The sequence below is a fragment of the Phreatobacter sp. genome (assembly GCF_052440005.1).
Lineage (GTDB): Bacteria > Pseudomonadota > Alphaproteobacteria > Rhizobiales > Phreatobacteraceae > Phreatobacter.
Genome location: NZ_JBQVQL010000067.1, coordinates 1 through 26,826, shown reverse-complemented (window position 1 = coordinate 26,826; position 26,826 = coordinate 1). Strand labels below are relative to the sequence as shown.

Below are 26,826 nucleotides of genomic sequence, written 5' to 3'. Positions count from 1 at the left end.
GGCCAGCAGCGCCCGCGTGAGGCCGCCGGGGCCGGGGCCCACCTCGACGACCGTCGCGCCCTCCAGCGGCCCGGAAGCGCGGGCGATGCGGCCCGTCAGATTGAGGTCGAGCAAAAAGTTCTGGCCGAGCGCCTTCTTCGCCATCAGCCCGTGGCGGGCGATGACCTCGCGCAGCGGCGGCAGGGGGTCGATCGCGCTCAAGCGGCGGGCTTCTTCTGCGCGAGACGGCCGGCGAGCGCGATGGCCTCGATCATGCTCGTCGGGCGGGCCGTGCCGGTCCCGGCGAGGGAATAGGCGGTGCCGTGGTCGGGCGAGGTGCGGATGAAGGGCAGGCCGAGCGTCACGTTGACGCCCTCGTCGAAGGCGATGGTCTTCACCGGCGCCAGCACCTGGTCGTGATACATGCCGAGCACCGCGTCGTAGGCATCGCGCGCCGCCGGGTGAAACAGCGTATCGGCGGGATGGGGGCCGGTGGCGGCGATGCCGAGGCGCTGGAGCTCGGCCACCGCCGGCGCCACGACCTCGATGTCCTCGCGGCCGATCAGCCCGTCCTCGCCCGCATGCGGGTTGAGGCCGCAGACCGCGAGCCGCGGCCGGGCGATGCCGAATTTGGTCGCGAGGTCGTGGGCGACGATGGCGCCGGTCTCGACGATCAGGTTCGTCGTCAGCCGCCCCGGCACCGCGGCGACGGGGATGTGGATGGTGACCGGCACGACGGCGAGCGTCTCGCTCCAGATCATCATCACCGGCCGCACCGGCCCGACGCGGAAGGCGCGGGCGAGTTCGCCGAGGAATTCGGTATGCCCGGGATGGGTAAAGCCCGCCTCAGCCAGCACCGATTTGGAGATGGGCGCGGTGACGATCGCGCCCGCCCGGCCCGAGCGGATATGGTCGACGCCGGCCCGGATCGCCTCGATGACGACGAGGCCGGTCTGCGCCGTCGGTTCGCCCGGCCGATCCGCGATCCCGTCGCCGATGTCAAGGACCGGCAGGCCGTAAGGAAAGGTCTCCATGACCTCCTCCGGCAGGCAGGGCACCACGGGCACGCCGATGCCGAGACGCGCCGCGCGCGCCTCCATCAGGCCCGCGTCGCCGATCACGTAGAACGGGGGGAGGCGGTGTGCCGCCCGGTCCCGCCAGGCCATCAAGGCGACGTCCGGGCCAATGCCGGCCGGCTCACCCATGGAGATGGCGAGGGGCAGGATCATCGCGCGGCGGTCAGCGCCGCTCGCCGCGGCCGTCGCGGTAATTGATCACGGCCGTCTGCCGCAGCCGGGCGAGGTAGGTATCGGAGATGCGCTTCATCTCCGCCGTGGTCATCTCCTCGCGCACCTGGTTGCGCGCCGCGGTGTCGCTGGTGCTCGCCTCTTCCTTGGAGCAGACGGCGATCATCTCGATGCCCTGCTGGGTGCGGCTGGGCGGCGTCAGCTTGCCCACCGCCGTCTGGTCGAGCACCTGACGGAATTGCGGGCTGAGATCGGTGTTGAGGCGGCGGAACTGCTCGCGCACGGCGGCGTCCGGAATGCGCCCCACCTGCTCGAGGTCGGTGGCGCAGCTCGAGAAGCGGCCCCGCAGGGCGTTGGCTTCCGCCATCCGGCGCTGCACCTGGGCGGGCGATGCCGTGGCCGGCACCAGCAGGACGACCGGCCGTAGGACGTAGTTGACCGGCCGGGTCGCGCCCTGGCGTCGGCCCAGCGCATCCACGAGCTGGGTATCGGTGATGAAGATGGTGCGGCCGTAGCGGGCGCCGATCAGGTTCGACCACGACAGGTCGGCGCGCAGCTTGCCCTTGTAGACGCGCGGCTCGATGCCCTGGGAGCGCAGGACCTGGTCGAAACCGCGCGGATCGATGCCGGAGCGCTGGGCGACCTGCGCATAGGCGGCGTTGACCTGCTGCTCGTTCGCCTCGACCCGGTAGCGCCGCGCCTCGGCGAACTTGATGCGGTCGTTGATCAGGTCCTGCAGCGCCTGCTCGGCCGAATGGGCGCGCCCCTCGCGGATCTGGAGCAGGCGCTGGCGCTGGGGAATGTCGAAGCTGGTGATCGGAACGCCGGAGACCGTCGCGATGACCCGGCCTTCCTGGGCCAGGACCGGGGACGACACGACGAGGGCCGCGGCCGGAAGGGCGACGGCGAGAGCAGCGGCGAGCAAGGGTCGCACGAGGACCATAGTGGCGCCTCCTTGGGAAGAGAATGGATGCCGAGCCTGCTCCCTCGCCCATGAGGGTGGCGCAATCAGGGCAGGGGGCTCATTGCGCGGGCGGATTGAACCAGTTCGAGACGTTCTGGGACAGGGTCAGCTCGCCGATCGTGCGCAGGTTGAACCTGAACATGAAGCGGTGGACGTCCCGCGTCGTCGCGACGTTGTTCAGCGTCACGACCTCGGCGGCGAAATCGCGTGAGTAGTAGAAGCCGAGCTGCATCGCGTCGTCGAGATAGTTCACGCCGAGCGTCAGGCCCTCGACCTTGTTGCTCTCCGACAGCGGCAGGTTGTTGGCGTTGGTCGCCAGCAGGTTCTGCCGCTGGAAGGCGAAGCGGGCCGCCCCGTACACCGTCCAGTTGGTGGCCACCGTGTAGGACAGGGCCGCGCCCACCGCGCTGCGCGTCACGAGATAGCCGAGGTCGGGCTGCGGGGCGAGATAGCCATAGGTGCCGGTCAGGGCGAAATGGCCGAAGCGTCCCGTGGCGTCGAGTTCGCCGCGCTGGACCGCGAAGGTCCGCTCGTCGAAGCGGCCGCGCGCCGAGAAGCGGAAGTTGCGGTCGAGCTGGTACTGGAACCGCGCCACGTAGTCCGAGCGCTGCCTGTCGAGGCCGGAATTGGCGCCTGTCGCGGCCATGTCGTAGAGCGCGCCGGCCGAGAAGGAGTTGATGCCGAACAGGTGCAGCGACTGGCCGAACATGATGTTCACGCTCGAGCCGTTGAAGAACCGGTGGGTGACGTTGAGGCCGTAGTTCAGGCGTCCGCCGCCCTCGACCCGGTCCCAGCCGGAGAACTTGTTAGTCTGGAACAGGTTCGTGTCGTCGAAGACGAGGCTCTGCGAATCCTCGTTCGGGATATAGCCGATGTTCTGCTCGTTCGGCCGCGCGATGATCTGCAGGATCGGCTCGACCGTCGTCGTGCCGTAGGCGTTCCCGGCGATCCAGGGATAGCGGTAGGTCAGGCCCACCGCCGGCATGATGCGGGTATAGGCCCGGTCGTCCTGCGCCAGCCGCGAGAAGGAACCCAGCACGGCGCTGTTGTCCTTCAGGTGGTGGTAGGTCACGTCGCCGCGCACCGAGACGAAGGGCTCCCACACCTGGCCCATGGCGTCGATGACGCGCCGGCGCCAGGCAACCTCGGCCGAGGCACGCGAATAGTTGCCGTCGATGCCGTTCACCAGGCAGTTGGCGGGGTCGAGATTGACGCCAGGAACGCGCGGCTGCGTCCGGTCGCAGGTGATCGGGCTGAGCGGGTTCTTGCGCGATACGTCCGCCGCCTCGCGCGACAGGCTGACGACGCTGGTGCGCCAGGAGAACTCGCCGCCGAGGACCGACTGGTCCAGCACCTTGAAATAGTCGAGCACCGGGTGGGTGGTCGGCAGGATCTTGTTGTCGACGTCGGTCGCGGTGATGCCGACATAGCGCGTCGCCGACAGGTCGAACCAGCTGCGCGGGCCCTGGCCGCGCAGGAAGAGCCGGGAATTGGCCTCCGTCTGGCCCGGCAACGACAGGGAATAGTCCCTGAGGAAGGCCGTGTCGGACATCAGGTTCAGGTCCCAGCCCACCGACCAGCGCTCGGTGATGCGGAACATGCCGGTGGTGTGCAGGATGCCGCGGAATTCGCGGTTGCCGACCTCGTTGGTGCCGTTCGAATAGGTGAACACGCCGGGGTCGTTCTGCCGGATGCCGGCGGCGCGGATCGAATAATAGCCGCTCTCGAAGCCGTGCCGCCACTCGGCGATGGGCATGAAGCCCTGGCGCGAATAGTAGCGCGGCGCGATCAGCAGGTCGTAGTTCGGCTGGATGTTCCAGAAATAGGGCACCTCGACGCCGATGCCGGTGCGGTTGGAGCCGGCGATGCCGGGCACCAGGATGCCGGACGCCTTGCGCACCGTCGGATCGGGCGCCCAGAAACGCGGCATATAGGCGATCGGCACGCCGAACATCTCGAAGCGCGCGTCCTCGAAATAGATGGTGCGCTCGGATTCGCGGTGGATGATGCGCTTGGCCTTGATCACCCAGGTCGGCGGCTTCGACAGGTCGGCGCGGCACGAGGCGCAGGCCGTGTAGGCGGCGCGCTCGAAGGTCGTCGTGTCGCCGCCCTCGCGCGTCACGTCGGTCGCGCCGATGAAACGGCGGTCCGGCGTCTCCAGGTTCAGCGAACGGACGAAGCCGTTGGTGAACTGCTGGTCGAACTCCATGTCCTGGCCGTGGGCGATGTTGCCCGACGGTTCGGTGATCCGCACGTTTCCGGTCGCGCGGACACGGCCCGAGCGCTGGTCGTAGGTGACGACGTCGGCCTCGATCGTGCGGCCGTCGTAATAGATCTGCACGTTGCCGCGCGCCGACACCCGGCTTGTCCGCTCGTCATAGACGAGCTGGCCGGCGTTGACCTGCATCGGCGTGCCCGGCGGCGTGGAGGAGAAGGTCGGCCCCGCAAGGGCGGCGGGAGGGCCGGCAGAACGCACGGGCGAGGGCGGCGCCGGCTGATTCTGCACCTGCGTCGGATCGAGGATGTAGGACCGCGCCTCCGCCGGCGCATCGGCCGTCTGGGCGCGCAGGGGCGCAAGTCCGCCCGACGCGACGACCATGGCCAGCAGGCTGGCGGTCGCGGTCAGGGCAGAGCGGGCGATTCGGGTCGGGGAAGCCGCCGGGCGGCGTGCTGCGCGAAGCATCAGCCGTCCTCCAGCTTCAGTAGAACCATGAAACCCATCAACGCACCGATAAATGCAGGCGACCAGGCGGCGAGGACCGGAGGCACCAGATTGGAGCGCCCCAGATTGCCGGCCAGTTCCGATCCCACGTAAAGCAAAAATCCGGCGACCACGCCACCCAGAATCGTCTTGCCCAGTCCGCCGAGCCGGGCGAAGCGCAGGCTGGCCGCCGCCGCCACCAGCACCATGGCCACCAGCAGCAGCGGCCGGGCCAGCAGAAGCTGGTACTGCAGCTCGAAACGCGCCGTCGGGAGGCCCGAGCGGCGGGCGAGCTCGATGAACTGCGGCAGCTCCCAGAACGAGACCTGCTCGGGCATGACGAAGCTCTGGCGCACCTGCTCGGCTGTCAGCTGAGTCGCCAGGCGGTAGGTCTCGTGCTTGGCCGGCTCGGCGCCCACCGGCGTCACGATCGCCTTGCGCAGCAGCCAGAACCCGTCGCCGAGCTCGGCCGACTGGGCGTCGATGCGGTCCTTGAAGGCCCCGTCCGAGCCATAGACGAGGGCGCTGACGCCCGTCAGGCGCTGGCCGCGCTCCGTGGCCGACGCCGCGTTGATGACGGTCTGCCCGTCGGGCGTTGCCTGGCGGAGCCAGAAGTTGGTGCGCTGGTCGACATAGACGGCGCGACCGAACAGGTCCGATTCCAGTTTGAAGCTGCGCTCGCGGAAGTCGGAAGCGACCGGATTGTAGATGGCGGCCGCGAAGATCCCGAGGAGCACCGCCAGCACCACCGGCGGCGTCAGGAACTGCCAGGCCGACAGGCCGGCGGCGCGGGCCACCACCAGCTCCAGCTTCCGCGACAGTCCGAGGAAGCACAGCATGGCGCCGACGAGGACCGCGAAAGGCAGCACGATCTCGATGAAGGCGGGAACGCGATAGATGGTGAGGAGCGCCACGAGGTGCGTCGGCGCCCGCAGCGCATCCTCGACGCGCCGCAACTGCTCGACGAAGTCGACGATGAGGACGAGGCCGAAGGTGCCGAGGAAGGTGCCGCCCACCGCTGCGAGGAACTTGCGGGTCATGTAGCGCGAGAAGGTCGACACCATCAGGCGCGGCCTCCCTGCGCCGTGCGCGCCGCGATCATCCGCGTGATCCTGTCGGTGATATCGTTCGACAGGCGCGTGAGGACCTCGGGCGGCCGGACCTTGATCAGGCCGAGCGAGACGGCGCCGAAGAACAGGATCGTGACGATGGGCAGGAGATAGACCAGGGGCACTGCCGCCGGTCGCGCCGCCACGATGCCGGACACGGCAAAGCCGCCGCCGCGGAAGGCAGCCATGATGATGATCGCACCGGCGATCGCGGCTCCGCGGCTTTGCCGCGTCGTACGGGCCTGTCCCAGCATGGCGAACGCAATACACAACATGGCCAGTGGGTAGAGCGGCGCGGCGAACCTGTCGTGCAGCTCTTGACGGAACCGCCCACGCCACCTCTCCAGCATGGGATCGGCAGGGTCGGGGTTCATGAGCTCCGACGTATAGCGCTCGGATGGTCTATAAATGGTTTCGGCTGCCTGGGTCAGCTGCGAAAGGTCGAAGGCATAGCGGTCGAAGACGACGATGGACGTGTTGCCGTCCTTGGTCTCGCGCCGCTGCAGGTTGCCGTTTTCCAGCACGAAGAACGTGCCCTGGGGCTGTTCGGTGATCACCCCGCGCTCGGCCACGTAGATCATGTGGACCTGGGGATCGCGCGTGTCGGACACGACGATCCCGAGCAGGACGCCGCCCGCCGCGCGGTCGCGGATGTGGAAGGTCAGGCCGCGGTCGGCCTGGGTGAACTGGCCGGGCCGCACGATGGCGGTGAGGAGGTTGGCCTGGACCTGCGTCAGCAGCAGACGGAAGTGTCGGATCGACGAGGGCGTCAGCCACAGCGACAGGGTGCCGACGAACAGCATCACCAGCGCCGTCAGAATGAAGAGCGGCCGGGCGATGCGCGCCGGCGAGACGCCGGCCGCCGACATGACGATGAGCTCGGAATCGCTGTTGAGCTTGTTCAGCGTCTGCACCGCGGCGATGAACAGCGCGATCGGTGCGATCAGCGCCAGCAGCACGGGAATGCCGAGGCTCGTCATCATGAAGAACAGGGCGATGGTCTGGCCGCTGTTGGTCACGAGGTCGAGCTGACGCAGGACCTGCGTGATCCACACGACCAGAGTCAGGATGAACAGCCCCGCCGCGAAGGCGAGGGCGGCCTGCCGGAAAATGTAGCGTTCGAGGGATCCCATTCCCGGCTCATGCTCGTGCAGGGTCCGCCAACCCGCGCTTGTGTGTAGGTCAGGGTTAGAAGCCGATCATGGCGGCGGCAAGGTCGCGTGGCCCCGCACGGCCGATTCCCGGCGGGGCGTCTCCCACAGGCCACAACGTCGCGTTAGTGTGATCCATCAGGGCATTGCGCCCGATTCTCATCCACAGCAAGTTGGCTCCATGTCCGATACCATCAAGATCAGCTTCGCGCCGCTCTCCGCCCCCGTCTCGGGGCTTCTGGTCTGCCTCGTCGGCGACGACATGGCCCTGCCGCAGGTCGAGTCCCTGCCGGCCTCGGCCGGTGCCCTCCTCGGACGCGCGGCGGCCCAGGACGGCTTCAAGGGCAAGTCGGGCAGCTTCCTCGACATCATCGCGCCCGAGGGACTCGCGGCCTCGCGGCTGATCGCCGCCGGCATCGGCAAGTCCGCCGACTGGAAGGAACTGGACGTGATCCGGCTGGGCGGAGCCATCTGCGCCCGCCTGCCCGATGCCGCCAACGAGGCGAGCGTCGTGCTCGCCACTGCCTCGGGCCCGCTGAGCGCTGATGAGGCGGCCGATCTCGCGCTCGGCCTGCGCCTGCGCTTCTACAGCTTCGACCGCTACAAGACGAAGAAGAAGGACGGCGACACCGGCAGCCGCAAGCGCTCCGTCACCCTGCTCGTCGCCGACGAGAAGGCCGCCCGCAAGGCCTTCAAAGCGCGCGAGGCCGTCGCCGACGGCGTCGATGTCGCCCGCGACCTCGTCAACGAGCCGCCGAACGTCCTCTTCCCGACCGAATTCGCCAAGCGCGCCGGCGACCTCGCTCGCCTCGGCGTCGACGTCGAGGTCCTCAACGAGAAGGACCTGAAGAAGCTCGGCATGGGCGCGCTGCTCGCCGTCGGCCAGGGGTCGGCCCGCGACAGCCACGTCGTCGTCATGCGCTGGGAGGGCGGCAAGGACGGGGAGGCGCCGGTCTGCCTGGTCGGCAAGGGCGTCTGCTTCGACTCCGGCGGCATCTCGCTGAAGCCGGGCGAGGGCATGCAGGACATGAAGGGCGACATGGGCGGCGCCGCCGCGGTCGTCGGCGCCATGCATGCGCTGGCGGCCCGCAAGGCGCGCGCGAACGTCGTCGGTCTCATCGGCCTCGTCGAGAACATGCCCGACGGCAACGCCTACCGGCCCGGCGACATCCTCACCTCCATGTCCGGCCAGACCATCGAGATGATCAACACCGACGCCGAGGGCCGGCTCGTCCTCGCCGACGTGCTCTGGTACGCCAAGGACCGGTTCAAGCCGAAGGCCATGGTCAATCTCGCGACCCTCACCGGCGCCATCATCGTCGCCCTCGGCCAGGAGAACGCCGGTCTCTTCTCCAACAACGACGAGGTGGCGAAGGCGCTGACGGAAGCCGGGCTGACCACCGGCGAGAAGGTCTGGCGGATGCCGCTCTCGGCCGAATACGACAAGCTCATCGACAGCCAGTTCGCCGACATGAAGAACACCGGCGGCCGCTATGGCGGCGCCATCACCGCGGCGCAGTTCCTCCAGCGCTTCGTCGGCGAGATTCCCTGGGCCCATCTCGACGTCGCCGGCACGGCGATGAACTCCAACAAGGGCGACATCAACCGCAGCTGGGGCGCCGGCTGGGGCGTGAGGCTGCTCGACAGGTTCGTCGCCGACGGCTACGAGCGCTGATCGCCCGGAGCCATGCAAAAACGACGGAACTCGTGACCGACATCCTGTTCTACCATTTGCAGAACCAGCCGCTCGAAAGGGTCTTGCCGGTGCTGCTCGAAAAATCGGTGGAACGCGGCTGGAAGGTCGCCGTCGAAGCGGCCTCGCCCGAGAGGGTCGAGGCTCTCGACGCCTTGCTCTGGACCTATGCGGACGAGAGCTTCCTGCCCCATGGCACCGACCGCGAGGCCGATGCCGCCCTGCAGCCCGTGCTGCTGACGGCGGGGCCGGAGCGCGTCAACGGCGCCACCGTCCGCTTCCTCGTGGACGGGGCGGCGCTGCCGGCCGACATGGAGGCCTATGAGCGCATCGTCCTGATGTTCGACGGCAACGACCCCGACGCCCTCGACCAGGCCCGCGCCAGCTGGAAGGCGGCGAAGTCCGCCGGCCATGCCTGCACCTACTGGCAGCAGGACGAGAACGGCCGCTGGAGGAAGAGGGCGTGAACGCCCTGCCTGCGTCCGAGCCTCCCCGCGGATTCGTCGATCTCGCTGCCAGGTCCGAGTTCTGGCGCCTCGCGGCCATCATTTTCCTCACCGCCATGACCAACCAGCAATCGGTCCTGCTGGCGGTGGTCTGGGAGGAGGCGGGCTTTCCGCACCGCGACATCGGCCTGCTCATCGCCGTCTACGGCATCCCGCTGGTGCTGATGAGCCTCTTCTCGGGCCCGCTCGCCAACCGGATCGGCATCCTGCAGACGGTGCGCATCGGCGCGGTGCTCACCACGCTCGGCTTCATCAGCCTCTATTTTACCCACGAGACCTTCCTGGGCTCGCTCGCCTCGCGCCTGGTCCAGGGCACCGGCTTCGCGCTGTTCCATGCGCCGGTGATGACCTACGGCTCGACGCGGCTGACCCGCGAGCGCTTCGTCAGGCTCTTCGGCCTGCTCTCGGCCATGGCGCCCTTGCCCTACGCCTTCGGGCCGATCCTCGCGGAGGTGCTCTATCACGCCTTCGGATCCAACGGTTACTTCATCGCCGGCGCCATTCCCGCCGTGCTCGGCCTGCCGCTCCTGTGGACCATCCGCCCGGTCGACCGGACGGAGGGACCGGTCGGCGGCATCGCGGGATTGCTGCGAAACCCGCGCATCTGGCTGCCGCTGCTCGCCGCCGTCGTCTACGGCTACATGTTCGGCTTCATCAGTGCCTATGCCGCCCCCTTCCTGGTCGAGCGCGGCATCATCGTCGGGGCCTTCTTCACCGCCTTCACCATCTCGATCTTCGCGGTACGCTTCGGCGGCCTCGCGCTGATCGAGAACGTCGACCGCCGCGCCGTGGTCGCCGGCGGCGCCATGCTGCTCGCCGCCGGTCTCGTCCTCGTCGCCCTCGCGCAGTCGATCACAGGGGTCGTCGTCGCCGGCTTCGTCTTCGGCCTCGGCCATTCCATCGGCTTTCCGGTGCTGTCGGCCTGGATCTGCGACGGCACCCCGCCCGAGCAGCGCGCCACCCCCATGGCGGTGTTCAACGCCACCTTCTTCGCCGCCATGACCGTCATCGCCCTGCCGGCGAGCCTCGCCATCGGCGCCGTCGGCTACGTCCCGGTCATGATCGGCCTGTCGGTCTCGGCCGTCGGTCTCGCCGTCGTCCTCGTCTACGCCTGGTCGCGACGGTTCAGGCGCTGAGGCTGGCTCTGTTGCCAGTCTGCTGTCATAACGATGTCAGCAGCGCTGCGGCAGGATGTCGCCATGAGACCTTCAGACCGACTCTTCCAGATCATCCAGATCCTGCGCCGCTCGCGCCGGCCCCTGACGGCCGAGGCCATCGCCTCCGAGCTCGAGACGTCCAAGCGCACGATCTACCGCGACATCTCCACGCTCATCGGCCAGCGCGTGCCGATCCGCGGCGAGGCGGGCCTCGGTTACGTGCTGGAGGGCGGGTTCGACCTGCCGCCGCTGATGCTGACATCGGACGAGATCGAGGCCGCCGCCCTCGGCGCCCGATGGGTGCAGTCGCGCGGTGACCCGGCGCTCTCGCGCGCCGCCGCCGACCTCATCGCCAAGCTCGCCGCCATCGTGCCGGAGAAGCTGCGTGATGTCGCCCTCGATCCGGTCTCGCGCACGGGTCCGGCCTGGGAGCCGACCGAGGACCGCATCGACCTCGCCCGCGTCCGCGGCTGGATCCACGAGGGCAAGAAGATTTCCCTCGGCTACAGCGACGAGCAGGGCAGGGCGACCCAGCGCATCCTCTGGCCGGTGGCGGTGGGCTATTTCGACAGCGTCCGCCACCTCATCGCCTGGTGCGAACTGCGCCGCGACTTCCGCTCCTTCCGCACCGACCGCATCGCCTCCGCCGAATTCCTCGACGAGCGCTACCCCGAGCGCCCGAGCGTGCTCAGGGCCAGGTGGCGCAAGACGATCAAGGAGAACTAGGCCGGCTGGCTCGCCGCCTCGAGCTCGCCGCTCGCCTCGAGCCAGGCTTCTTCCGCTTCGGCCAGTTGCTTCTCCCGCAGGCTCCGGGTCTTCGCCGCCTGCGCCGCGCTGTCGGGATGCGCCTCGAAATAGCCGGGCTGCGCCAGGATCCGGTCGATCTTGTCGATATCCGCGCGCAGCTTCTCCATCGCCGCCTCGATCTCGGCGACCTTCTTCGCCAGCGCCTTGGTCTCGCTCCGCGTGGGTGCCGGCGGCTTCGGCTCGGCGGCCCGCGCGCCCTTTTCGACCTTGTCGGCAGGCGCTGCCGCCCCCGACAGCACGATCTTGCGGTAGTCGTCGAGATCGCCGTCGAAGGGCTTCACCGTCCCGTCGCGCACCAGCCAGAGCCGGTCGACCGTCGATTCGAGGAGATGCCGGTCATGCGAGACGATCAGCACGGCCCCTGAATAGCCGTTCAGCGCCTCCACCAGGGCGGCGCGGCTGTCGATGTCGAGATGGTTGGTCGGCTCGTCGAGGATCAGGAGGTGCGGGCCCTCGAACACCGCGAGGGCGAAGAGCAGCCGGGCCTTCTCGCCGCCCGACAGCGACGAGACCTTCGTGTCCGAGCGCTCGCCGGAGAAGCCGGAGCGGGCGCAGGCAGCCCGCACCTTGGCCTCCGGATCGTCCGGCATCAGCCGCCTCAGGTGCTGGTAGACGCTCTCCGCCGGCCGGAGCTCGTCCAGCTGGTGCTGGGCGAAATAGGCGATCTTCAGCTTGTCGGCGCGCACCATGCGGCCGGACATGGCCTTCAGCCGGTCGGAGATCAGCTTCAGGAAGGTCGACTTGCCGTTGCCGTTGGCGCCGAGCAGTCCGATGCGGTCGTCGTCGTCGATCCTGAGGTCCAGCCGCCGGAGGATCGGCTGCCCCTCGGCATACCCGACCGAGGCGCCCTCCATGGTGATGATCGGCGGCGAGGCCTTGCGGGCAGGCTCGGGGATGACGAAGGGCGGCACGTCGGTGTCGACGATGGTCGTCACCGCCTCCATCTTCTCGAGCATCTTCAGCCGCGACTGCGCCTGCCGCGCCTTGGTCGCCTTGGCGCGGAAGCGATCGACGAAGCTCTGCAGGTGGGCGCGCTTGTCCTCCTGCTTCTTCGCCGCCTTCTCGCGCACCGCCATCTCGATGGCCCGCGACTTGGCGAAGGTCGTGTAGGAGCCCTTCCACAGTGTCAGCTTGGCCTGGTCGAGGTGCAGGATGTGCTCCACCGAGGCATCCAGCAGGTCGCGGTCGTGGCTGATCAGGAGGACGCTGTGCGGATATCCCGCGAGATAGTCCTGCAGCCACAGTGTGCCTTCGAGGTCGAGATAGTTGGTCGGCTCGTCCAGCAGCAAGAGGTCGGGAGCGGTGAACAGCACCGCCGCCAGCGCCACGCGCATGCGCCAGCCGCCGGAGAAATCCGAACAGGGCCGCGCCTGCGCCGCGGTGTCGAAGCCGAGTCCGGCGAGGATCGCCGCCGCGCGGGCGGGGGCTGAATGGGCGTCGATGTCGACGAGCCGCGTCTGGATCTCGGCGATCCTGTGCGGGTCGCTCGCCGTCTCCGCCTCGGCGAGGAGGCGCGCCCGCTCCCTGTCGGCGTCCAGCACGAAGTCGAGAAGGGACTGCGGCCCGCCGGGCGCCTCCTGGGCGACACCGCCGAGGCGGGCGCGCGCCGGCAGCTTGAACGAACCGCCGTCGGCGGCCATCTCGCCCTGGATCACCTTGAACAGGGTCGATTTTCCCGTGCCGTTGCGGCCGAGGAAGCCGACGCGCGCATTCGGCGGCAGCGTCACCGACGCGTTGTCGATGAGCACGCGGCCGGCCACCCGCACCGTCAGGTCGTTGATCTGCAACATGGCCGGCTTTTGAAGGAGCCGTGCGGCCAATGCAAGCGGGGGCCGGCTGCATGGCTCCCGCGTCAACCTCCGGGAGACTGCGCATGCCCCCACCCGCTGCGGTGTTATGATGCCGCGGATTCCCTGCCATCGAGACGGGGGACGACAGACGGGGAGGGCATGCGCCATGACTGCATCCATGAAGAAATATGTGGCCGAGTTTCTCGGCACCGCCGCGCTGGTGATCATCGGCTGCGGCGTCGTCACCCTCGGCGGTCAGGGTGCCGTTTTCGGCGCCGGCCAGCCCTTCTCGGCGCTCGCCACCCTGCCCATCGCGCTCGCCTTCGGCCTCGCCATCGTCGCCATGGCCTATGGCATCGGCCCGGTCTCCGGCTGCCACGTCAATCCTGCGGTCTCGGTGGGCGTATGGGCCGCCGGTCGCATGCCGACGTCGGACCTTGTGGGCTATGTCGTCGCCCAATTCGCCGGCGCCATCGTCGGCGCCGCCATTCTCTACGTGACGCTCAGCGGCAAGGCGGGCGGCTGGGACGTCACGGCCGCCGGCCTCGGTCAGAACGGCTGGGACGCGGCCAAGGGCTACGGCGTGACCTCGGCCGTCATCGGCGAGTTCGTCGGCACCTTCCTGTTCCTCGTCACCATCCTCGGCGTCACCTCCAAGGCCGGCTCCCCGGCGGTCGCCGGTCTCGCCATCGGCCTGACGCTCGCCGCCATCCACCTGCTGCTGATCCCGGTGACCGGCACCTCCGTCAATCCCGCCCGCTCCTTCGGCCCGGCGCTCTTCGTGGGCGGATCGGCCCTGTCGCAGGTCTGGCTCTTCCTGATCGTGCCGACCGCGGCCGCCTTCGCGGCGGGCGCCCTCTTCAAGGCCAAGATTCTCGAGGCCTGAACGCGGCAAGCCCGCCACCGGATCGTTCCGGTGGCGGGCCCGTACCCGCGCAGGTCAAGACTGGGTGGGGCGTTGGATGACCCGCGCGTGAACCGGTCGGCCTAGCGGCAGATCCTCACGTGGCGGATTTCGCGGCCCCAGGGCGTCTCCACCCAGCGGCGCTCGCGCCAGCAGGTCGGCTCGACATAGGCCGGGCGATGCGGGCGGTAGCCCCAGTGCGGCGGAGGCGGCGGGGGCCGGTGGCCCCAGTGCGGGGGCGGCGGACGATGACCCCAGTCCGGCGGCGGACCGTGGTGGCGCCGCGGGCCATCCCAACCGGGATGCGGACCCCACTGCACCGGCATCACGCCGGCCTCCATGCCGACGCCGACCTGCGCGCGGGCGTCGCCCGGCGTGGCGGCCACGGCCGCCAGGGCGGCGAGCCCTGCGAGGGTGGACAGAACCAGGCTGCGCATCGTGACCATCTCCAGTCGCTGGATCGCTCCGTTTCGCGATCGTGGGAGAATGGTGCAGCGGGCGCGCTGAACGCGTTCTGAGACCGTCCTTCACGTGGTGTTCAGCGACCGGACGCCGAGGCGGGAGAGGGGGCGTTGCGGGCGCAACGGGCCGCTGCTAGAAGCGCGCCACCTGATCCCCACATTCCCTCAAGGAACGATCCATGGCCATCGAGCGCACCTTCTCCATCATCAAGCCGGACGCCACCAAGCGGAACCTCACCGGCGCCGTGAACGCGGTGATCGAGTCCGCCGGCCTGCAGATCGTCGCCCAGAAGCGCATCCGCATGTCGCTGCCCGAGGCCCGCAAGTTCTACGCGGTCCATTCCGAGCGTCCCTTCTTCGGCGAGCTCGTCGACTTCATGGTCTCGGCCCCGGTGGTCGTGCAGGTGCTCGAGGGCGAGAACGCCGTCGCCAAGTATCGCGAGATCATGGGCGCCACCAACCCGGCCCAGGCCGCCGAGGGCACCATCCGCAAGCTCTACGCCGTCTCCGTCGGCGAGAACTCGGTCCACGGCTCGGATTCGGCCGAAAACGCCGCCATCGAGATCGCCCAGTTCTTCTCGCAAAACGAGATCCTGCCGGCCTGATTGCGGCGACAAGGACAGACGGCATTTGAAGGCGGGCTCCGGCCCGCCTTTTTCATTGGCGCCGCGCCCTGCACTTTGGATACGATCCAGTTTGCATCGCACACCGGAGCCGCCATGAACGCCCCCGTCAGCGTCCAGCGCCTGAAGTCGACCTGTCCCCACGACTGCCCCTCCGCCTGTTCGCTGGAGGTGGAGGTCATCGACGGCAAGACCATCGGCCGCGTCCACGGCGACCCTGCGCAGAGCTACACGGCCGGCGTCGTCTGCGCCAAGGTGGCGCGCTATGCCGAGCGCATCCACCACCCGGACCGCCTCCTCCATCCGCTGATCCGCAAGGGGCCGAAGGGCTCGGGCAGCTACCAGCGCATCTCGTGGGACGAGGCACTGGCGATGACCGCCGAGAAGTTCCTCGAGGCCGAGAAGCGCTACGGTGCCGAGACGGTCTGGCCCTACTACTATGCCGGCACCATGGGCTTCGTGCAGCGCGACGGCATCAACCGCCTGCGCCACGTGAAGAAATATTCCGGCTTCTATTCCACCATCTGCACCAACATGGCCTGGTCCGGCTTCATCGCCGGGACCGGACGCCTCGCCGGCGTCGATCCGCGCGAGATGGCCCTGGCCGACGTGGTGGTGATCTGGGGCACCAATCCGGTGTCCACCCAGGTCAACGTGATGACCCACGCCATGAAGGCGCGCAAGGAGCGCGGCGCGAAGATCGTCGTCGTCGACATCTACCGCACCGACACGGTGAAGCAGGCCGATCTCGGCCTCGTTCTGAAGCCGGGCACCGACGCGGCGCTCGCCTGCGCCGTCATGCACGTGCTCTTCCGCGACGGCTTCGCGGACCGGGATTATCTCAGGGATTTCACGGACGTACCGGCGGAACTGGAATCACATCTTGAGTCCCGCGGCCCTGCCTGGGGTGCCGCCATCACCGGCCTGACGGTGGAGGAGATCGAGGCCTTCGCCAGGCTGGTCGGCGAGAACAAAAAGACCTTCTTCCGCCTCGGCTACGGTTTCGGCCGCCAGCGCAACGGCGCGGTGAACATGCACGCCGCCTCCTGCATTCCGGCCGTCACCGGCGCCTGGAAATACGAGGGGGGCGGGGCCTTCCACAACAACGGCGCCATCTATCACTGGCGCAAGTCGCTCATCGAGGGACTGGACGTGAAGGATGCGGCGGTGCGCACCCTCGACCAGTCCCGCATCGGCGCCATTCTCACCGGCGAGGCCGCGGCGCTGCGCCGGCCCGACGGCTCCGAGGGGCCGCCGGTGACCGCGCTCCTCATCCAGAACACCAATCCGGTCAACGTCGCCCCGGACCAGAGCAAGGTCGTCGCCGGGTTTGCCCGCGAGGACCTGTTCACCGTGGTCCACGAGCAGTTCATGACCGACACGGCGAAGATGGCCGACCTGGTGCTCCCCGCCACCCAGTTCATGGAGCATGACGACATGTACCAGGGCGGCGGCCACCAGCACATCATGCTGGGGCTGAAGCTCATCGATCCGCCCGGCGAATGCCGCTCCAACCACGAGCTCATCACGGATCTCGCCGGCCGGCTCGGCGCCGAGCATCCGGGCTTCGCGATGACCCCGCGCGAGATCATCGACTGGACGCTGCAGAAGTCCGGCTGGGGCACCTTCGCCGAGCTCGAGGCCACCAATTTCCGCGACGTCCAGCCGAAGTTCGAGGAGGCGCACTATCTCAAGGGCTTCGCCTATGGCGACAGGAAGTTCCGTTTCAAGCCCGACTGGCCGAACGTGCCCTATGCCAGCATCGGCACGATGGGGCCGGTGGAGTCCATGCCTTCGCTCCCCGACCACTGGGCGGTGACCGAGGAGCCGGACGCCACCTATCCCTTCAAGCTCGCGACCTCGCCCTCGCGCAGCTACCTGAACTCGTCCTTCGCCGAGACCCCGTCCTCCCGCAAGCGCGAGGGGCGGCCGGAGGTCATGGTCAATCCGGCCGATGCCGAGCGGCTCGGCATCGCGGCGGGTGTGAAGGTCGAGCTCGGCTCGCCGCGCGGCACGGTGATCCTGCATGCGAAGGTGACCGACCAGACGCGGCCCGGGACGCTGATCGCCGAGGGGCTCTGGGCCAACGCCGACCACGAGGGCGGGCGCGGCATCAACATGCTGACCGGCGCCGACGCCGTGGCGCCCTTCGGTGGCGCCGCCTTCCACGACAACAAGGTCTGGATTCGCCTGGCCTGACGAGGTGACGTTGCGTCAAGTATTGTGTTGGTATTGACGTTACGACAACAGAAAATGTCATTTATACCGTTGAATAGAATCAAGTTTTCATAACGTCTTAAACGCATGTTCGCGGGGGCGTGGCACAAGCCATGCGATGAGCCCCCGTCCATTGGGTATGCGCCCATGAAAATGCAGACCGTCTTCGCGAGCGATGCAAACGTCGAGCGGCGCGCCGAGCCGCGCGTCATCATGAGCCTCGCCGGCACCTGCCAGCTCGCCGCCCATCGCGACGAGACCGGCAAGCGCCGCGAATATCCCTGCCGCGCCATCAACATGTCGAGCCAGGCGCTGATGCTGGCGGCGCCCGCCCGCGCCATCATGGGCGACGGCGCCACCGCCTACATCCCGAGCTTCGGCAAGATGTCAGGGCGCGTGATCCGCGTGCTCGACGGCGGCTTCGTCATGAGCCTGATGGTGAATGAGACCCAGCGGCAGCGCATCGCCAAGCGCCTTGCCTGGATGCAGGAGCACCAGGCCCACGACACCCGCGACCTTCGCCAGCACGCGCGCATCGTGCCCCGAGAACCCTTCGGGCAGATCACCTTCGCCGACGGCAGCTGCCTGTCCTGCCTCGTCATGGACATGTCGGTGACCGGCGCCGCGCTCTCGGCCGACATCGTGCCGGACCTCAACACGCTGCTCGTGGTCGGGCGGGTGCCGGCCCGCGTCTGCCGTCATTTCCCGGAGGGGTTCGCCGTCGCCTTTCTTGAGGAATTGCCACCGGGCAGCCTCGAACAGCTCCTCCTCGCCGCCTGAGCCCGTCCGCAGCCAGGCTGGCCGCGGCCGCAGACGACGGACGCTGCCCCGGTCTGAAGTAGTAATGACTGAAACTTGCGGTAAAATAGAGAAATAAATCGAGATCGCTCGGCTGATCGTTCCATCCTGTTTGTATTGATACTGTATTTCGGGCGAGGAATCGCCTAAGCTGATCCCATTAAATCATTTGAACCCATTGATTGCCCGCCATGACGTTCGATCCGGACATTGCGGTCGTCACGGTCGCCCGGCGCGACGATGATCTGCTCGTCATCATGAGTCTGGACGGCACCTGCTCGCTCGCCGCCCTGCGGGACGAGGCCGGACGCCGCCGCGAATATCCCTGCCGGGCCATCAACATGTCGAGCCGGGCGCTGATGCTGGCGACGCCGGCGAGGGCCCGCCTCGGCGACGGTGCCAGCGCCTATATCCCGAGCTTCGGCAATCTCGGCGGCCGCGTCGGCCGCGTCATGACCGGGGGCTTCGTCATGACGCTGATGCTCGCGCCGCGGCAGCGCGAGCGGATCGTCGCCCGCCTGGCGTGGATGCAGGAGCACCAGGCCCACGACACCCGCGACCTGCGCCAGCATCAGCGCATCGTGCCGCGCGAACCCTTCGGGCAAATCACCTTTGCCGACGGCCGCTGCCTCTCCTGCCTCGTGCTCGACATGTCGGTGTCGGGCGCGGCCCTCTCTGCCGACCGCATGCCGCCCGTCGGAACGCTGCTGACCGTCGGCCGCGTGCCCGGCCGCGTCTGCCGCCATTTCGCCGAGGGCTTCGCCGTGTCGTTCCTCGCGGAGCAGGACCCGGCCGATCTGGAGCGTCTGCTGCTCGGCCGCTGATTGTCAGAGCAGGGTGTATTCGGTCGCGATCATCCGCAGCGCCTGCGGATAGATGCGGTGCTCCACCTCGAGCACGCGGCGCGCCAGGCTCTCCGCCGTGTCGCCCGGCAGCACCGGCACCGCCTCCTGCAGGATGGTCTCGCCCTCGTCCATGCCGGGCGTCACGAAATGCACGGTGGCGCCGTGTTCGGTGGCGCCGTCGGCCAGTGCCCGCGCATGGGTGTCGAGCCCCTTGTAGGCCGGCAGCAGGGCAGGGTGGATGTTGATCATCCGCCCCTCCCACTGGCCGACGAACCAGGGCGTCAGGATCCGCATGAAACCGGCGAGGCAGACGATGTCGATCCGCTGCGCCTCCAGCACCGCCTGCATGGCCCGCTCGAAGGCCTCGCGGTCGCGGGCGAACTTGCGATGGTCCACGGTTGCCGTGGCGATGCCCTCGGCCTCCGCGACGGAGAGCCCCCCGGCCCTCGGCACGTTCGACAGGACGAGCGCGATCTCGGCGGGATAGTCCGGAGCCTTGGCCGCCTCGATCAGCGCGGCCATGTTGGACCCGCGCCCCGAGATGAGGACCGCGACGCGCTTCCGGCTCACAGCCCGAGCGCCCCGGTGAAGGTGACGCGCGGCTCGGCCGACGCCGCGGTGATCCGGCCGAGCGTCACCACGTTCTCGCCGGCGAGGGCGAAGGCCTCGCTCACCCGTGCCGCCTCGCTCGCGGCCACCACGATCACCATGCCGATGCCGCAGTTGAAGGTGCGCACCATTTCAGCCTGGGCGAGGCCGCCGACGTCAGCCAGCCAGCCGAACACCTTGGGCACGGCGATCGCCGAGAGGTCGATCTCGGCGCCCGTGCCCTCCGGCAGCACCCGAGGGATGTTGTCGACGAAGCCGCCGCCGGTGATATGGGCCAGCGCCTTGATGGCGCCAGTGCCGCGATGCACCGCCATGATGCTCTTCACGTAGATGCGCGTCGGCTCCAGCAGCGCCTCGCCGAGGCTGCGTGCGGCGTCGAAGGGCGCCGGCGCGTCCCAGCCGAGACCGGACACCGCCGCGATCTTGCGCACCAGCGAATAGCCGTTGGAATGGACCCCGGAGGAGGGCAGGCCGAGCACCACGTCGCCGGCAGCGACGTCCCGGCGCGGCAGCAGCGTGCCGCGCTCGGCGGCACCCACCGAGAAGCCCGCGAGATCGTAGTCGCCGTCGGCATAGAGGCCCGGCATCTCCGCGGTCTCGCCGCCGATGAGGGCGCAGCCCGCCTGCCGGCAGCCGAGGGCGATGCCCTTGACCACCTGGGCGGCAGCCTCCGGCGACAGCTTGCCGGTGGCGAAATAGTCAAGGAAGAACAGCGGCTCGGCGCCCTGCACCACGAGATCGTTCACACACATGGCGACGAGGTCGATGCCGATCGTGTCGTGCCGCCCGGTCTCGATGGCGATCTTGATCTTGGTGCCGACGCCGTCGTTGGCGGCCACCAGGACGGGGTCCTTGAAGCCGGCCGCCTTCAGGTCGAAGAGACCGCCGAAGCCGCCGATCTCGGCATCTGCGCCCGGCCGGGCGGTGGCCCGCACCAGCGGCTTGATCATGTCGACCATCCGGTTGCCTGCGTCGATGTCGACGCCGGCCTCGGCATAGGTCAGTCCGTTCTTCGGGTGGGGAGTGTCGGTCACGGCGCTCGTCTCGCTGGAAGAGGCCGGATTAGCCCGTGCGCCGCCGCCCCGCAACGGCCAAGCCGTCCTGCGCCATCTTTTCCCACGCGGCAGGGATGCTGCCCCGCCGCGGGCACTTCCCGCCCTCGCGACAATCCCGGACATTGACGCTGGCAGGTCGGCCGGCGCATGACCGGCCGAGGAGACCCTTGGCATGACAAAGTCGATCACCGACGATCTCAAATCCGGCGCCCTCGTCTATCACCGGCTGCCGCGGCCCGGTAAGCTCGAGATCCAGGCGACCAAGCCCCTCGGCAACCAGCGCGACCTGGCGCTAGCCTATTCGCCCGGTGTCGCCGCGGCCTGCGAGGCCATCGTCGCCGATCCCGCCCAGGCGGCGGAACTCACCATCCGCGCCAATCTCGTCGCCGTCGTCTCCAACGGCACCGCCGTGCTCGGTCTCGGCGACATCGGCCCGCTCGCCGGCAAGCCGGTCATGGAGGGCAAGGCGGTCCTGTTCAAGAAATTCGCCGGCATCGACGTCTTCGACATCGAGATCGACGCCCGCGAGGTCGACCGGATCGTCGACGTGGTGGCGGCGCTTGAGCCGACCTTCGGCGGCATCAACCTCGAGGACATCAAGGCCCCGGAATGTTTCGAGGTCGAGCGGCGCCTGCGCGAGCGCATGGGCATCCCGGTCTTCCATGACGACCAGCACGGCACCGCGATCATCGTTGCCGCCGCCGTCACCAATGCCCTTGCCCTCATGGGCAAGTCCATCGAGGACGTGAAGATCGTCGCCTCCGGCGCGGGCGCCGCTGCCATCGCCTGCCTCAACCTGCTGCGCGAACTCGGTGCCAGGACCGACAACATCTGGGTCTCCGACATCGAGGGCGTCGTCTACAAGGGCCGCGAGAAGCTCATGGACCCCTACAAGGCGGTCTATGCCAAGGACACCAACGCCCGCACCCTCGGCGACATCATCGGCGATGCCGACATCTTCCTCGGCCTGTCGGCGGCCGGCGTGCTGAAGCCCGAGATGGTCCAGCGCATGGCGGCGGGGCCGCTGATCATGGCGCTGGCCAATCCCAATCCGGAAATCATGCCGGAGGAGGCGCGCGCCGCCAAACCCGACGCCATGATCTGCACGGGGCGGTCGGACTATCCGAACCAGGTCAACAACGTCCTCTGCTTCCCCTACATCTTCCGCGGCGCCCTCGACTGCGGCGCCACCGCCATCAACGAGCCGATGAAGCTCGCCGCCGTGCGCGCCATCGCCGGTCTCGCCCGGGAGGCGCCCTCAGACGTTGTCGCCCGCGCCTATGGCGGCGAGGTCGGCACCTTCGGGGCCGGCAATCTCATTCCGTCGCCCTTCGATCCCCGCCTCATCCTGCGCATCGCCCCGGCCGTCGCTCGCGCCGCCATGGAGACGGGCGTCGCCACCCGCCCGATCACCGACTTCAAGGCCTACGAGGCGGAGCTGTCGCGCTTCGTCTTCCGTTCCGGCCTCCTGATGAAGCCGGTCTTCGACAAGGCGCGGCAGAACCCCAAGCGCGTCATCTACGCCGAGGGCGAGGACGAGCGCATCCTGCGCGCCGCCCAGGTGGTGGTGGAGGAGGGGCTGGCCTTCCCGGTGCTCATCGGCCGTCCGGCGGTGGTCGAGCAGCGCCTCGAGCGCTTCGGGCTGTCGCTCAAGCCCGGCGTCGACTTCGAGCTGATCGACCCCCAGTCCGATCCCCGCTACCGCGACTATGTGGCGACCTATCATGACCGCACGGGCCGCAAGGGTGTGACGCCCGACGCGGCGCGCACCATCATTCGCACCTCCAACTCCGCCATCGCCGCGGTGGCGCTCGAGCGCGGTGACGCCGACGCCATGATCTGCGGCGTCGAGGGGCGCTTCAACACCCACCTGCGCCACATCCGCCAGGTGATTGGCCTGAAGGAAGGGGCCAATGGCCTTGCCGCCCTGTCGCTGCTCATCACCTCCAAGGGGCCGCTCTTCCTCGCCGACACCCACGTCACCGCCGATCCGAGCCCGGACGAGCTCGCCGACATGGCCTGCACTGCCGCCGAGCATGTCCGCCGCTTCGGCCTCGAACCGAAGATCGCCCTCGTGTCGCATTCCGACTTCGGCAGCCACGACGACGATCAGGTGGTGAAGATGCAGAAGGCGCTGAAGATCATCCGCGAGCGCGCGCCCGGCCTGGAGGTCGAGGGCGAGATGCACGCTGATTCCGCGCTGCTCCCGGAACTCCGGGAGCGGGTCTTCCCCCAGTCGCGCCTCCAGGGCGTGGCCAATGTCCTCATCATGCCGAACATGTCGGCGGCCAACATCGCCTTCCAGGTGATCAAGGTCCTCGCCGACGCCCTGCCGGTAGGGCCGATTCTCGTCGGCCAGGCGCGCCCGGCCCATATCCTGACGGCCTCCGTCACCGCGCGCGGCGTCGTCAACATGACCGCGTTGGCCGTGGTGGAGGCGCAGGAGCAGGAAAGAAACCCGTGACGCTGGGTCAAGAAAGATACCATTAAGCGCCGCCCCCTAAACTGCTGAAAATTTTACGTGATCTCGGCTATTGATCGCCGGTTGCGTGGCAGGCGAAGGGGTGGCCGTGCGTTCGGTCTCGAGGCACAGAGGCCTGGTGTGGTTGGTGTCGGCGCTTTTGGTCGCGGGCATGCCGCTTGCTGCCTATTTCGCGGCCGAGGCCTGGCTCTACCGCAGCCTGAAATCCTACGTCGGCGACACCGCGGAGATGATCCTCGGGCGGATGAACAACGCCGTCGAGCGCGCGGCGCTGTCGCTGAAGGAGGCGCAGGGACGGCAGATCGAGACCTGTGACGCCGGCGATCGTGAGCACCTGAGCGTCCTCGTCTTCGAATCGCCCGTCCTCAAGGAGATCGCCGTCATCGGTCCGGACGGCCGCATCCGCTGCAACAACATCGGCAGCCTCGTCCAGATCACCGCCGCCTCGACGCCCTTCGCCACCCGCGACCCCAACCTGTCGCTCGCGATCGCCCTGACGCGCGGTCCGCACGGGCGGGCGCTGCGCATGACCCTCGCCCTGCCGTCGGGCGGCATGACCGGAGGCATCATCGCCGTCGGCCTGTTCGTGCCCTACAGCGAGGTGCAGGCCTCCAACCTCGGCCTCGGGGTCGACATCGAACTGGTGCCGGGCGGCCGTCTCGTCTCCGTGCACGGCCCGGGCGGGGTTGGTGGCACGCCCGACGTGAGCGCTTCGGTGCAATCGGCGCAATATCCCGTCCGGGTGGAGGTCGCCGCCTCGTCCGGGGCCTGGCGCCAGCAGAAGGGTTGGGTGGTCGGCGCCGCCGTCGGCGGTGGGCTCGGCTTCGGCATCGGCCTCGCAGGCCTCGTCCTGTTCGGCTGGCGCGAACGCGGCCCCGTGGCCGACATGTACCGGGCCCTTCGCAACGGCGAGTTCATCCCGCACTACCAGCCGCTGATCGATCTCGACACCGGCCGGATCCTCGGCTGCGAGGTTCTGGTCCGCTGGCGAAAGCCGGACGGCCGCCTGATCCCGCCAGGGGCCTTCATCGGCGAGGCGGAACGCTCGGGCTTCATCTTCCCGCTGACCCTCGACCTCATGCGCCAAGCCGCGGCCGAACTCGGCCCGACCTACGCGTCCCGGCCGGATCTCAAATGCGGCTTCAACCTCTGCGCCGCCCATTTCCGCGACGAGCGCATCGTCGGCGACGTCGTGTCGATCTTCTCCCACTCAGACGTCCAGCTCTCGCAGGTCCTGCTGGAAGTCACCGAACGCGACCCGCTGCCGGACATGGACGCGGCGCGCGCCATCATCGCCCGGTTCCAGGAGATGGGGGTGAGGGTGGCGCTCGACGACGTCGGCACCGGCCACGGCGGCATGAGCTACCTTCTGAAGCTCAGGGTCGACGTGATGAAGATCGACAAGCTCTTCATCGACGCGCTGGGGGCCGAGCGACAGTCGACCGCCATCGTGGACAGCCTCATCGACCTCGCCGCCCACCTCAACATGGAAGTCATCGCCGAAGGCGTGGAGACGTTCGAGCAGGTGGAGGCGCTGCGCCGGCGCGGTGTCCGCTCCGCCCAGGGCTATGTCTTCGCCCCGCCGCTGCCGGGCTCGTCCTATTGCCAGCTGGTTCAGGCGATGGAGCCCGCGACCGTCCAGCGCGAGCCGGTGCGCAAGGCTTTGCGCGGCTGAGCCCGATCAGGGGCCGAGCCAGCGCCAGACCAGCGGCACCAGCACCGCCGTCATCAGGCCGTTGAGGCCGAGGGCGATGCCGGCAAAGGTTCCCATCGTCCGGTCGACCTGGAAGGCGCGGGCCGTGCCGAGGCCGTGGGCGGCCAAGCCCGCCGCGAAGCCGCGCGCCCGTGCATCGCGGATCCCCATGGCGTCGAAGAGAGGGCCGGCCGCGATGGCGCCGAAGACGCCGGTCGCCACCACCACGACGGCGGTCAGGGCCGCAAGGCCCCCCAGCGGCTCCGCGATGCCCATGGCGATGCCCGCCGTCACCGATTTCGGTGCCACGCTCGCCAGGATAGCCGTGGGCGCTCCGGCAAGCCAGGCGAGGCCCAGCGCCGTGACGATGCCGGTGAACGACCCCGCGATCAGGGCGACGGCCATCGGCAGCAGGGCGCGCCGGACCTCCCGGCGCATGCGCCAGAGCGGCACGGCGAGGGCGACCGTCGCGGGCCCCAGCAGGAAGTGGACGAACTGGGCGCCAGCAAAATAGGTCTCGAAGGGGGTGCCCGTGGCCAGCAGCACCGCTGCGATCAGCGCCACCGCGACCACCACCGGATTGACCAGCGGATGGCGGCGGGAGGCGAGGGCCGCCCGGTCGGCGATGCAATAGGCCGTGAGCGTTACCGCCAGCCAGACCAGCGGCGATCCCGAGAGATAGACCCACAGGTCGCTGGCGCGGCTCATGGCGCGGGATCGCAGTCGGGCGCGGCCGGCCGTTCAGTCAGGCGTGTCACGGCGCGGAAGGCGAGGGCGGTGACTGCGAGGGTGGCGAGCGTCGATACGGTGACCACCAGGGCTATGGCGGCACCGTGAGCGGCAAGCTGGCTTGATTGGGCGACGACACCGACCCCGGCCGGCACCAGCATCAGCGACAGGTGGGACAGCAGGCCGTCGGCCGTGGGCTCAAGCGCGCCGGGTGGCGCATCGCGCCAGGCGAGAATGCCGATCAGCAGGACGAGGCCGATCACCGGGCCGGGGACGGGCAGGCCGCTCAGGTGGGCTGCGATGTCGCCGACGAGCTGCAGGAGGACGAGGAGGGTGAAGGCTTCGATCATGGGCGCCACCGGGAGGGGAGCGGCGATCATGACAGGCGTAGCCGTCGGGGGCCATGCCGGCGGCGCGGGCGAGCAGCTGAATCGGAATCAGAAGCTTCGCAATCCGCCGCAAGCCCCTGGCGGGACTCGGCAAATGGTCCTGAATCGGAATCTCAACGTCAACAGGCGCTTCAGTTCGGGCGGCCGCGCCGGAGGTCCGCCTCGATGCGCAGGGCCGAGCCGCCGCCGAGGCGGGCGCGGTAGACCTGCACGTTCTCCATGACGCGCTGGACGTAGTTCCGCGTCTCGGTGAAGGGGATGCGCTCGACCCAATCCACGGGATCCACACGGGGATCGCGCGGGTCGCCGTACTTCTCGATCCATTCGCGGGCGCGCGAGCGGCCGGCATTGTACGCGACGAAGGTGAGGATGTAGCTGCCGTTGAATTCGGCCACCAGCTCGCCGAGATGCGCCGCGCCGAGGCGCGCGTTGTAGGCGGGGTCGCTCGTCAGCCGGCCCTGGTCGAAGGGCAGGCCGTGGGTGCGGGCGGTCGCGCGCGCGGTGGCGGGCATGAGCTGCAGGAGCCCGCGCGCGCCCGCGTGGCTGACGGCCCGGTGGTCGAAGGTCGATTCCTGCCGGGCGATGGCATAGACGACCGCGCGGTCGACCTCCGGCCCGACATGGGCGTAGCTGGGGATGCCGTGGGTCGGGAAGGCGTGCAGGTCGAAGGGCAGGCCGCGGTTGTTGGCGAGCTTGCCGAGGGTGACGACCCCACGCGCGTCACGCGCCCGCGCCGCCACCTCCGCGGCCGCGTTGAGCGTGCCGTGGTCGCTCGCGCGCATGCCGAGGTCGGCGAGGATCGCGCGCGCCATGTCGCGCTCGTCGAGGCGGTAGAGCAGGCTCAGCGCGTGCGCGTAGGCGGCGCTGGCGGGCGTGGTGCTGTGCGGCCGGCGGATCGGCAGGTCGGCGAGCCCGAG

The 26,826-nt window shown here is 69.0% G+C and carries 24 protein-coding genes; 11 read left to right on the top strand and 13 right to left on the bottom strand.

The genetic code is table 11. From position 1 onward, the window contains the following. From ACT6XY_RS16150 to lptF, 6 genes are all read right to left on the bottom strand, one after another. On the bottom strand, positions 1–201 hold a 201-nt coding region (locus ACT6XY_RS16150; protein ID WP_444749351.1), incomplete at its 3' end, for an rRNA adenine N-6-methyltransferase family protein. Further along, on the bottom strand, positions 198–1,208 hold the full coding sequence (pdxA, locus tag ACT6XY_RS16145) for a 4-hydroxythreonine-4-phosphate dehydrogenase PdxA (RefSeq protein WP_444749350.1): 1,011 nt from the start codon (positions 1,206–1,208) through the stop codon (positions 198–200). The genes ACT6XY_RS16150 and pdxA, both read right to left, overlap by 4 nt. Positions 1,209–1,218: 10 nt before the next feature. Beyond that, the gene (locus ACT6XY_RS16140; RefSeq protein WP_444749349.1) at positions 1,219–2,169 is read right to left on the bottom strand and encodes a peptidylprolyl isomerase; all 951 of its coding nucleotides are present in this window, start codon (positions 2,167–2,169) and stop codon (positions 1,219–1,221) included. Positions 2,170–2,248: 79 nt separating this feature from the next. Then, the gene (gene lptD / locus ACT6XY_RS16135; protein ID WP_444749348.1) at positions 2,249–4,873 is read right to left on the bottom strand and encodes an LPS assembly protein LptD; all 2,625 of its coding nucleotides are present in this window, start codon (positions 4,871–4,873) and stop codon (positions 2,249–2,251) included. After that, the gene (gene lptG, locus ACT6XY_RS16130; RefSeq protein WP_444749347.1) at positions 4,873–5,955 is read right to left on the bottom strand and encodes an LPS export ABC transporter permease LptG; all 1,083 of its coding nucleotides are present in this window, start codon (positions 5,953–5,955) and stop codon (positions 4,873–4,875) included. Before lptG ends, lptD begins: the two co-directional genes overlap by 1 nt. Further along, a complete protein-coding gene (gene lptF / locus ACT6XY_RS16125) occupies positions 5,955–7,133 on the bottom strand; it encodes an LPS export ABC transporter permease LptF (protein ID WP_444749346.1) in 1,179 nt (392 codons plus the stop codon). Before lptF ends, lptG begins: the two co-directional genes overlap by 1 nt. 199 nt (positions 7,134–7,332) lie before the next feature. Here lptF and ACT6XY_RS16120 point away from each other — a divergent pair, with 199 nt between their 5' ends. The 4 genes from ACT6XY_RS16120 to ACT6XY_RS16105 all read left to right on the top strand — a co-directional run bounded on the left by ACT6XY_RS16120 (position 7,333) and on the right by ACT6XY_RS16105 (position 11,233). Continuing rightward, positions 7,333–8,826 carry a leucyl aminopeptidase gene (locus tag ACT6XY_RS16120; RefSeq protein WP_444749345.1) on the top strand — a complete coding sequence of 498 codons (1,494 nt, stop codon included), beginning with the start codon at positions 7,333–7,335 and terminating at the stop codon, positions 8,824–8,826. 32 nt (positions 8,827–8,858) lie between these two features. Then, on the top strand, positions 8,859–9,311 hold the full coding sequence (locus tag ACT6XY_RS16115; protein WP_444749344.1) for a DNA polymerase III subunit chi: 453 nt from the start codon (positions 8,859–8,861) through the stop codon (positions 9,309–9,311). Further along, entirely contained in the window at positions 9,308–10,486 is a 1,179-nt protein-coding gene (locus tag ACT6XY_RS16110) for an MFS transporter (RefSeq protein WP_444749343.1), read from the top strand. The genes ACT6XY_RS16115 and ACT6XY_RS16110 overlap by 4 nt, the downstream gene beginning before the upstream one ends. 63 nt (positions 10,487–10,549) lie before the next feature. After that, on the top strand, positions 10,550–11,233 hold the full coding sequence (locus ACT6XY_RS16105) for a helix-turn-helix transcriptional regulator (protein WP_444749342.1): 684 nt from the start codon (positions 10,550–10,552) through the stop codon (positions 11,231–11,233). Here the strand turns inward: ACT6XY_RS16105 and ACT6XY_RS16100 are convergent. After that, positions 11,230–13,104: an ABC-F family ATP-binding cassette domain-containing protein gene (locus ACT6XY_RS16100; protein ID WP_444749341.1), complete on the bottom strand. Its 1,875-nt coding sequence runs from the start codon at positions 13,102–13,104 to the stop codon at positions 11,230–11,232. The two genes, ACT6XY_RS16105 and ACT6XY_RS16100, sit on opposite strands and share 4 nt — an antisense overlap. 178 nt (positions 13,105–13,282) lie before the next feature. Here ACT6XY_RS16100 and ACT6XY_RS16095 point away from each other — a divergent pair, with 178 nt between their 5' ends. After that, the gene (locus ACT6XY_RS16095) at positions 13,283–13,990 is read left to right on the top strand and encodes an aquaporin (RefSeq protein WP_444749352.1); all 708 of its coding nucleotides are present in this window, start codon (positions 13,283–13,285) and stop codon (positions 13,988–13,990) included. A gap of 101 nt (positions 13,991–14,091) precedes the next feature. On the opposite strand, the gene ACT6XY_RS16090 is transcribed toward ACT6XY_RS16095, so the two are convergent. Continuing rightward, a complete protein-coding gene (locus tag ACT6XY_RS16090) occupies positions 14,092–14,445 on the bottom strand; it encodes a hypothetical protein (protein ID WP_444749340.1) in 354 nt (117 codons plus the stop codon). A gap of 203 nt (positions 14,446–14,648) precedes the next feature. On the opposite strand from ACT6XY_RS16090, the gene ndk reads away from it, so the two are divergent. The 4 genes from ndk to ACT6XY_RS16070 all read left to right on the top strand — a co-directional run bounded on the left by ndk (position 14,649) and on the right by ACT6XY_RS16070 (position 18,931). Continuing rightward, positions 14,649–15,074: a nucleoside-diphosphate kinase gene (gene ndk / locus ACT6XY_RS16085; RefSeq protein WP_444749339.1), complete on the top strand. Its 426-nt coding sequence runs from the start codon at positions 14,649–14,651 to the stop codon at positions 15,072–15,074. Between the two features lie 114 nt (positions 15,075–15,188). Beyond that, positions 15,189–17,291 (top strand): molybdopterin-containing oxidoreductase family protein, encoded by a 2,103-nt coding sequence (locus ACT6XY_RS16080; protein WP_444749338.1) that lies wholly within the window; start codon positions 15,189–15,191, stop codon positions 17,289–17,291. Positions 17,292–17,456: 165 nt separating this feature from the next. Next, positions 17,457–18,089 carry a PilZ domain-containing protein gene (locus ACT6XY_RS16075; RefSeq protein ID WP_444749337.1) on the top strand — a complete coding sequence of 211 codons (633 nt, stop codon included), beginning with the start codon at positions 17,457–17,459 and terminating at the stop codon, positions 18,087–18,089. A gap of 209 nt (positions 18,090–18,298) precedes the next feature. Further along, positions 18,299–18,931 carry a PilZ domain-containing protein gene (locus ACT6XY_RS16070; protein ID WP_444749336.1) on the top strand — a complete coding sequence of 211 codons (633 nt, stop codon included), beginning with the start codon at positions 18,299–18,301 and terminating at the stop codon, positions 18,929–18,931. A 3-nt stretch (positions 18,932–18,934) separates the two neighbouring features. Here ACT6XY_RS16070 and purN read toward each other — a convergent pair whose 3' ends face one another. Both purN and purM read right to left on the bottom strand, forming a co-directional pair. Then, positions 18,935–19,522, bottom strand: a complete 588-nt coding sequence (gene purN / locus ACT6XY_RS16065) for a phosphoribosylglycinamide formyltransferase (protein ID WP_444749335.1) — start codon at positions 19,520–19,522, stop codon at positions 18,935–18,937. Continuing rightward, entirely contained in the window at positions 19,519–20,595 is a 1,077-nt protein-coding gene (gene purM / locus ACT6XY_RS16060; RefSeq protein ID WP_444749334.1) for a phosphoribosylformylglycinamidine cyclo-ligase, read from the bottom strand. The genes purN and purM overlap by 4 nt, the downstream gene beginning before the upstream one ends. A gap of 193 nt (positions 20,596–20,788) precedes the next feature. On the opposite strand from purM, the gene ACT6XY_RS16055 reads away from it, so the two are divergent. After that, positions 20,789–23,080: an NADP-dependent malic enzyme gene (locus tag ACT6XY_RS16055; RefSeq protein WP_444749333.1), complete on the top strand. Its 2,292-nt coding sequence runs from the start codon at positions 20,789–20,791 to the stop codon at positions 23,078–23,080. Between the two features lie 169 nt (positions 23,081–23,249). Next, positions 23,250–24,773 (top strand): EAL domain-containing protein, encoded by a 1,524-nt coding sequence (locus ACT6XY_RS16050; protein ID WP_444749332.1) that lies wholly within the window; start codon positions 23,250–23,252, stop codon positions 24,771–24,773. 6 nt (positions 24,774–24,779) lie between these two features. Here the strand turns inward: ACT6XY_RS16050 and ACT6XY_RS16045 are convergent, their stop codons facing one another. The 3 genes from ACT6XY_RS16045 to ACT6XY_RS16035 all read right to left on the bottom strand — a co-directional run. Next, positions 24,780–25,499, bottom strand: a complete 720-nt coding sequence (locus ACT6XY_RS16045; RefSeq protein ID WP_444749331.1) for an LrgB family protein — start codon at positions 25,497–25,499, stop codon at positions 24,780–24,782. Next, on the bottom strand, positions 25,496–25,870 hold the full coding sequence (locus ACT6XY_RS16040) for a CidA/LrgA family protein (RefSeq protein WP_444749330.1): 375 nt from the start codon (positions 25,868–25,870) through the stop codon (positions 25,496–25,498). The genes ACT6XY_RS16045 and ACT6XY_RS16040 overlap by 4 nt, the downstream gene beginning before the upstream one ends. 170 nt (positions 25,871–26,040) lie before the next feature. After that, a partial coding sequence (locus ACT6XY_RS16035; RefSeq protein WP_444749329.1) for a lytic transglycosylase domain-containing protein occupies positions 26,041–26,826 on the bottom strand: 786 nt, incomplete at its 5' end.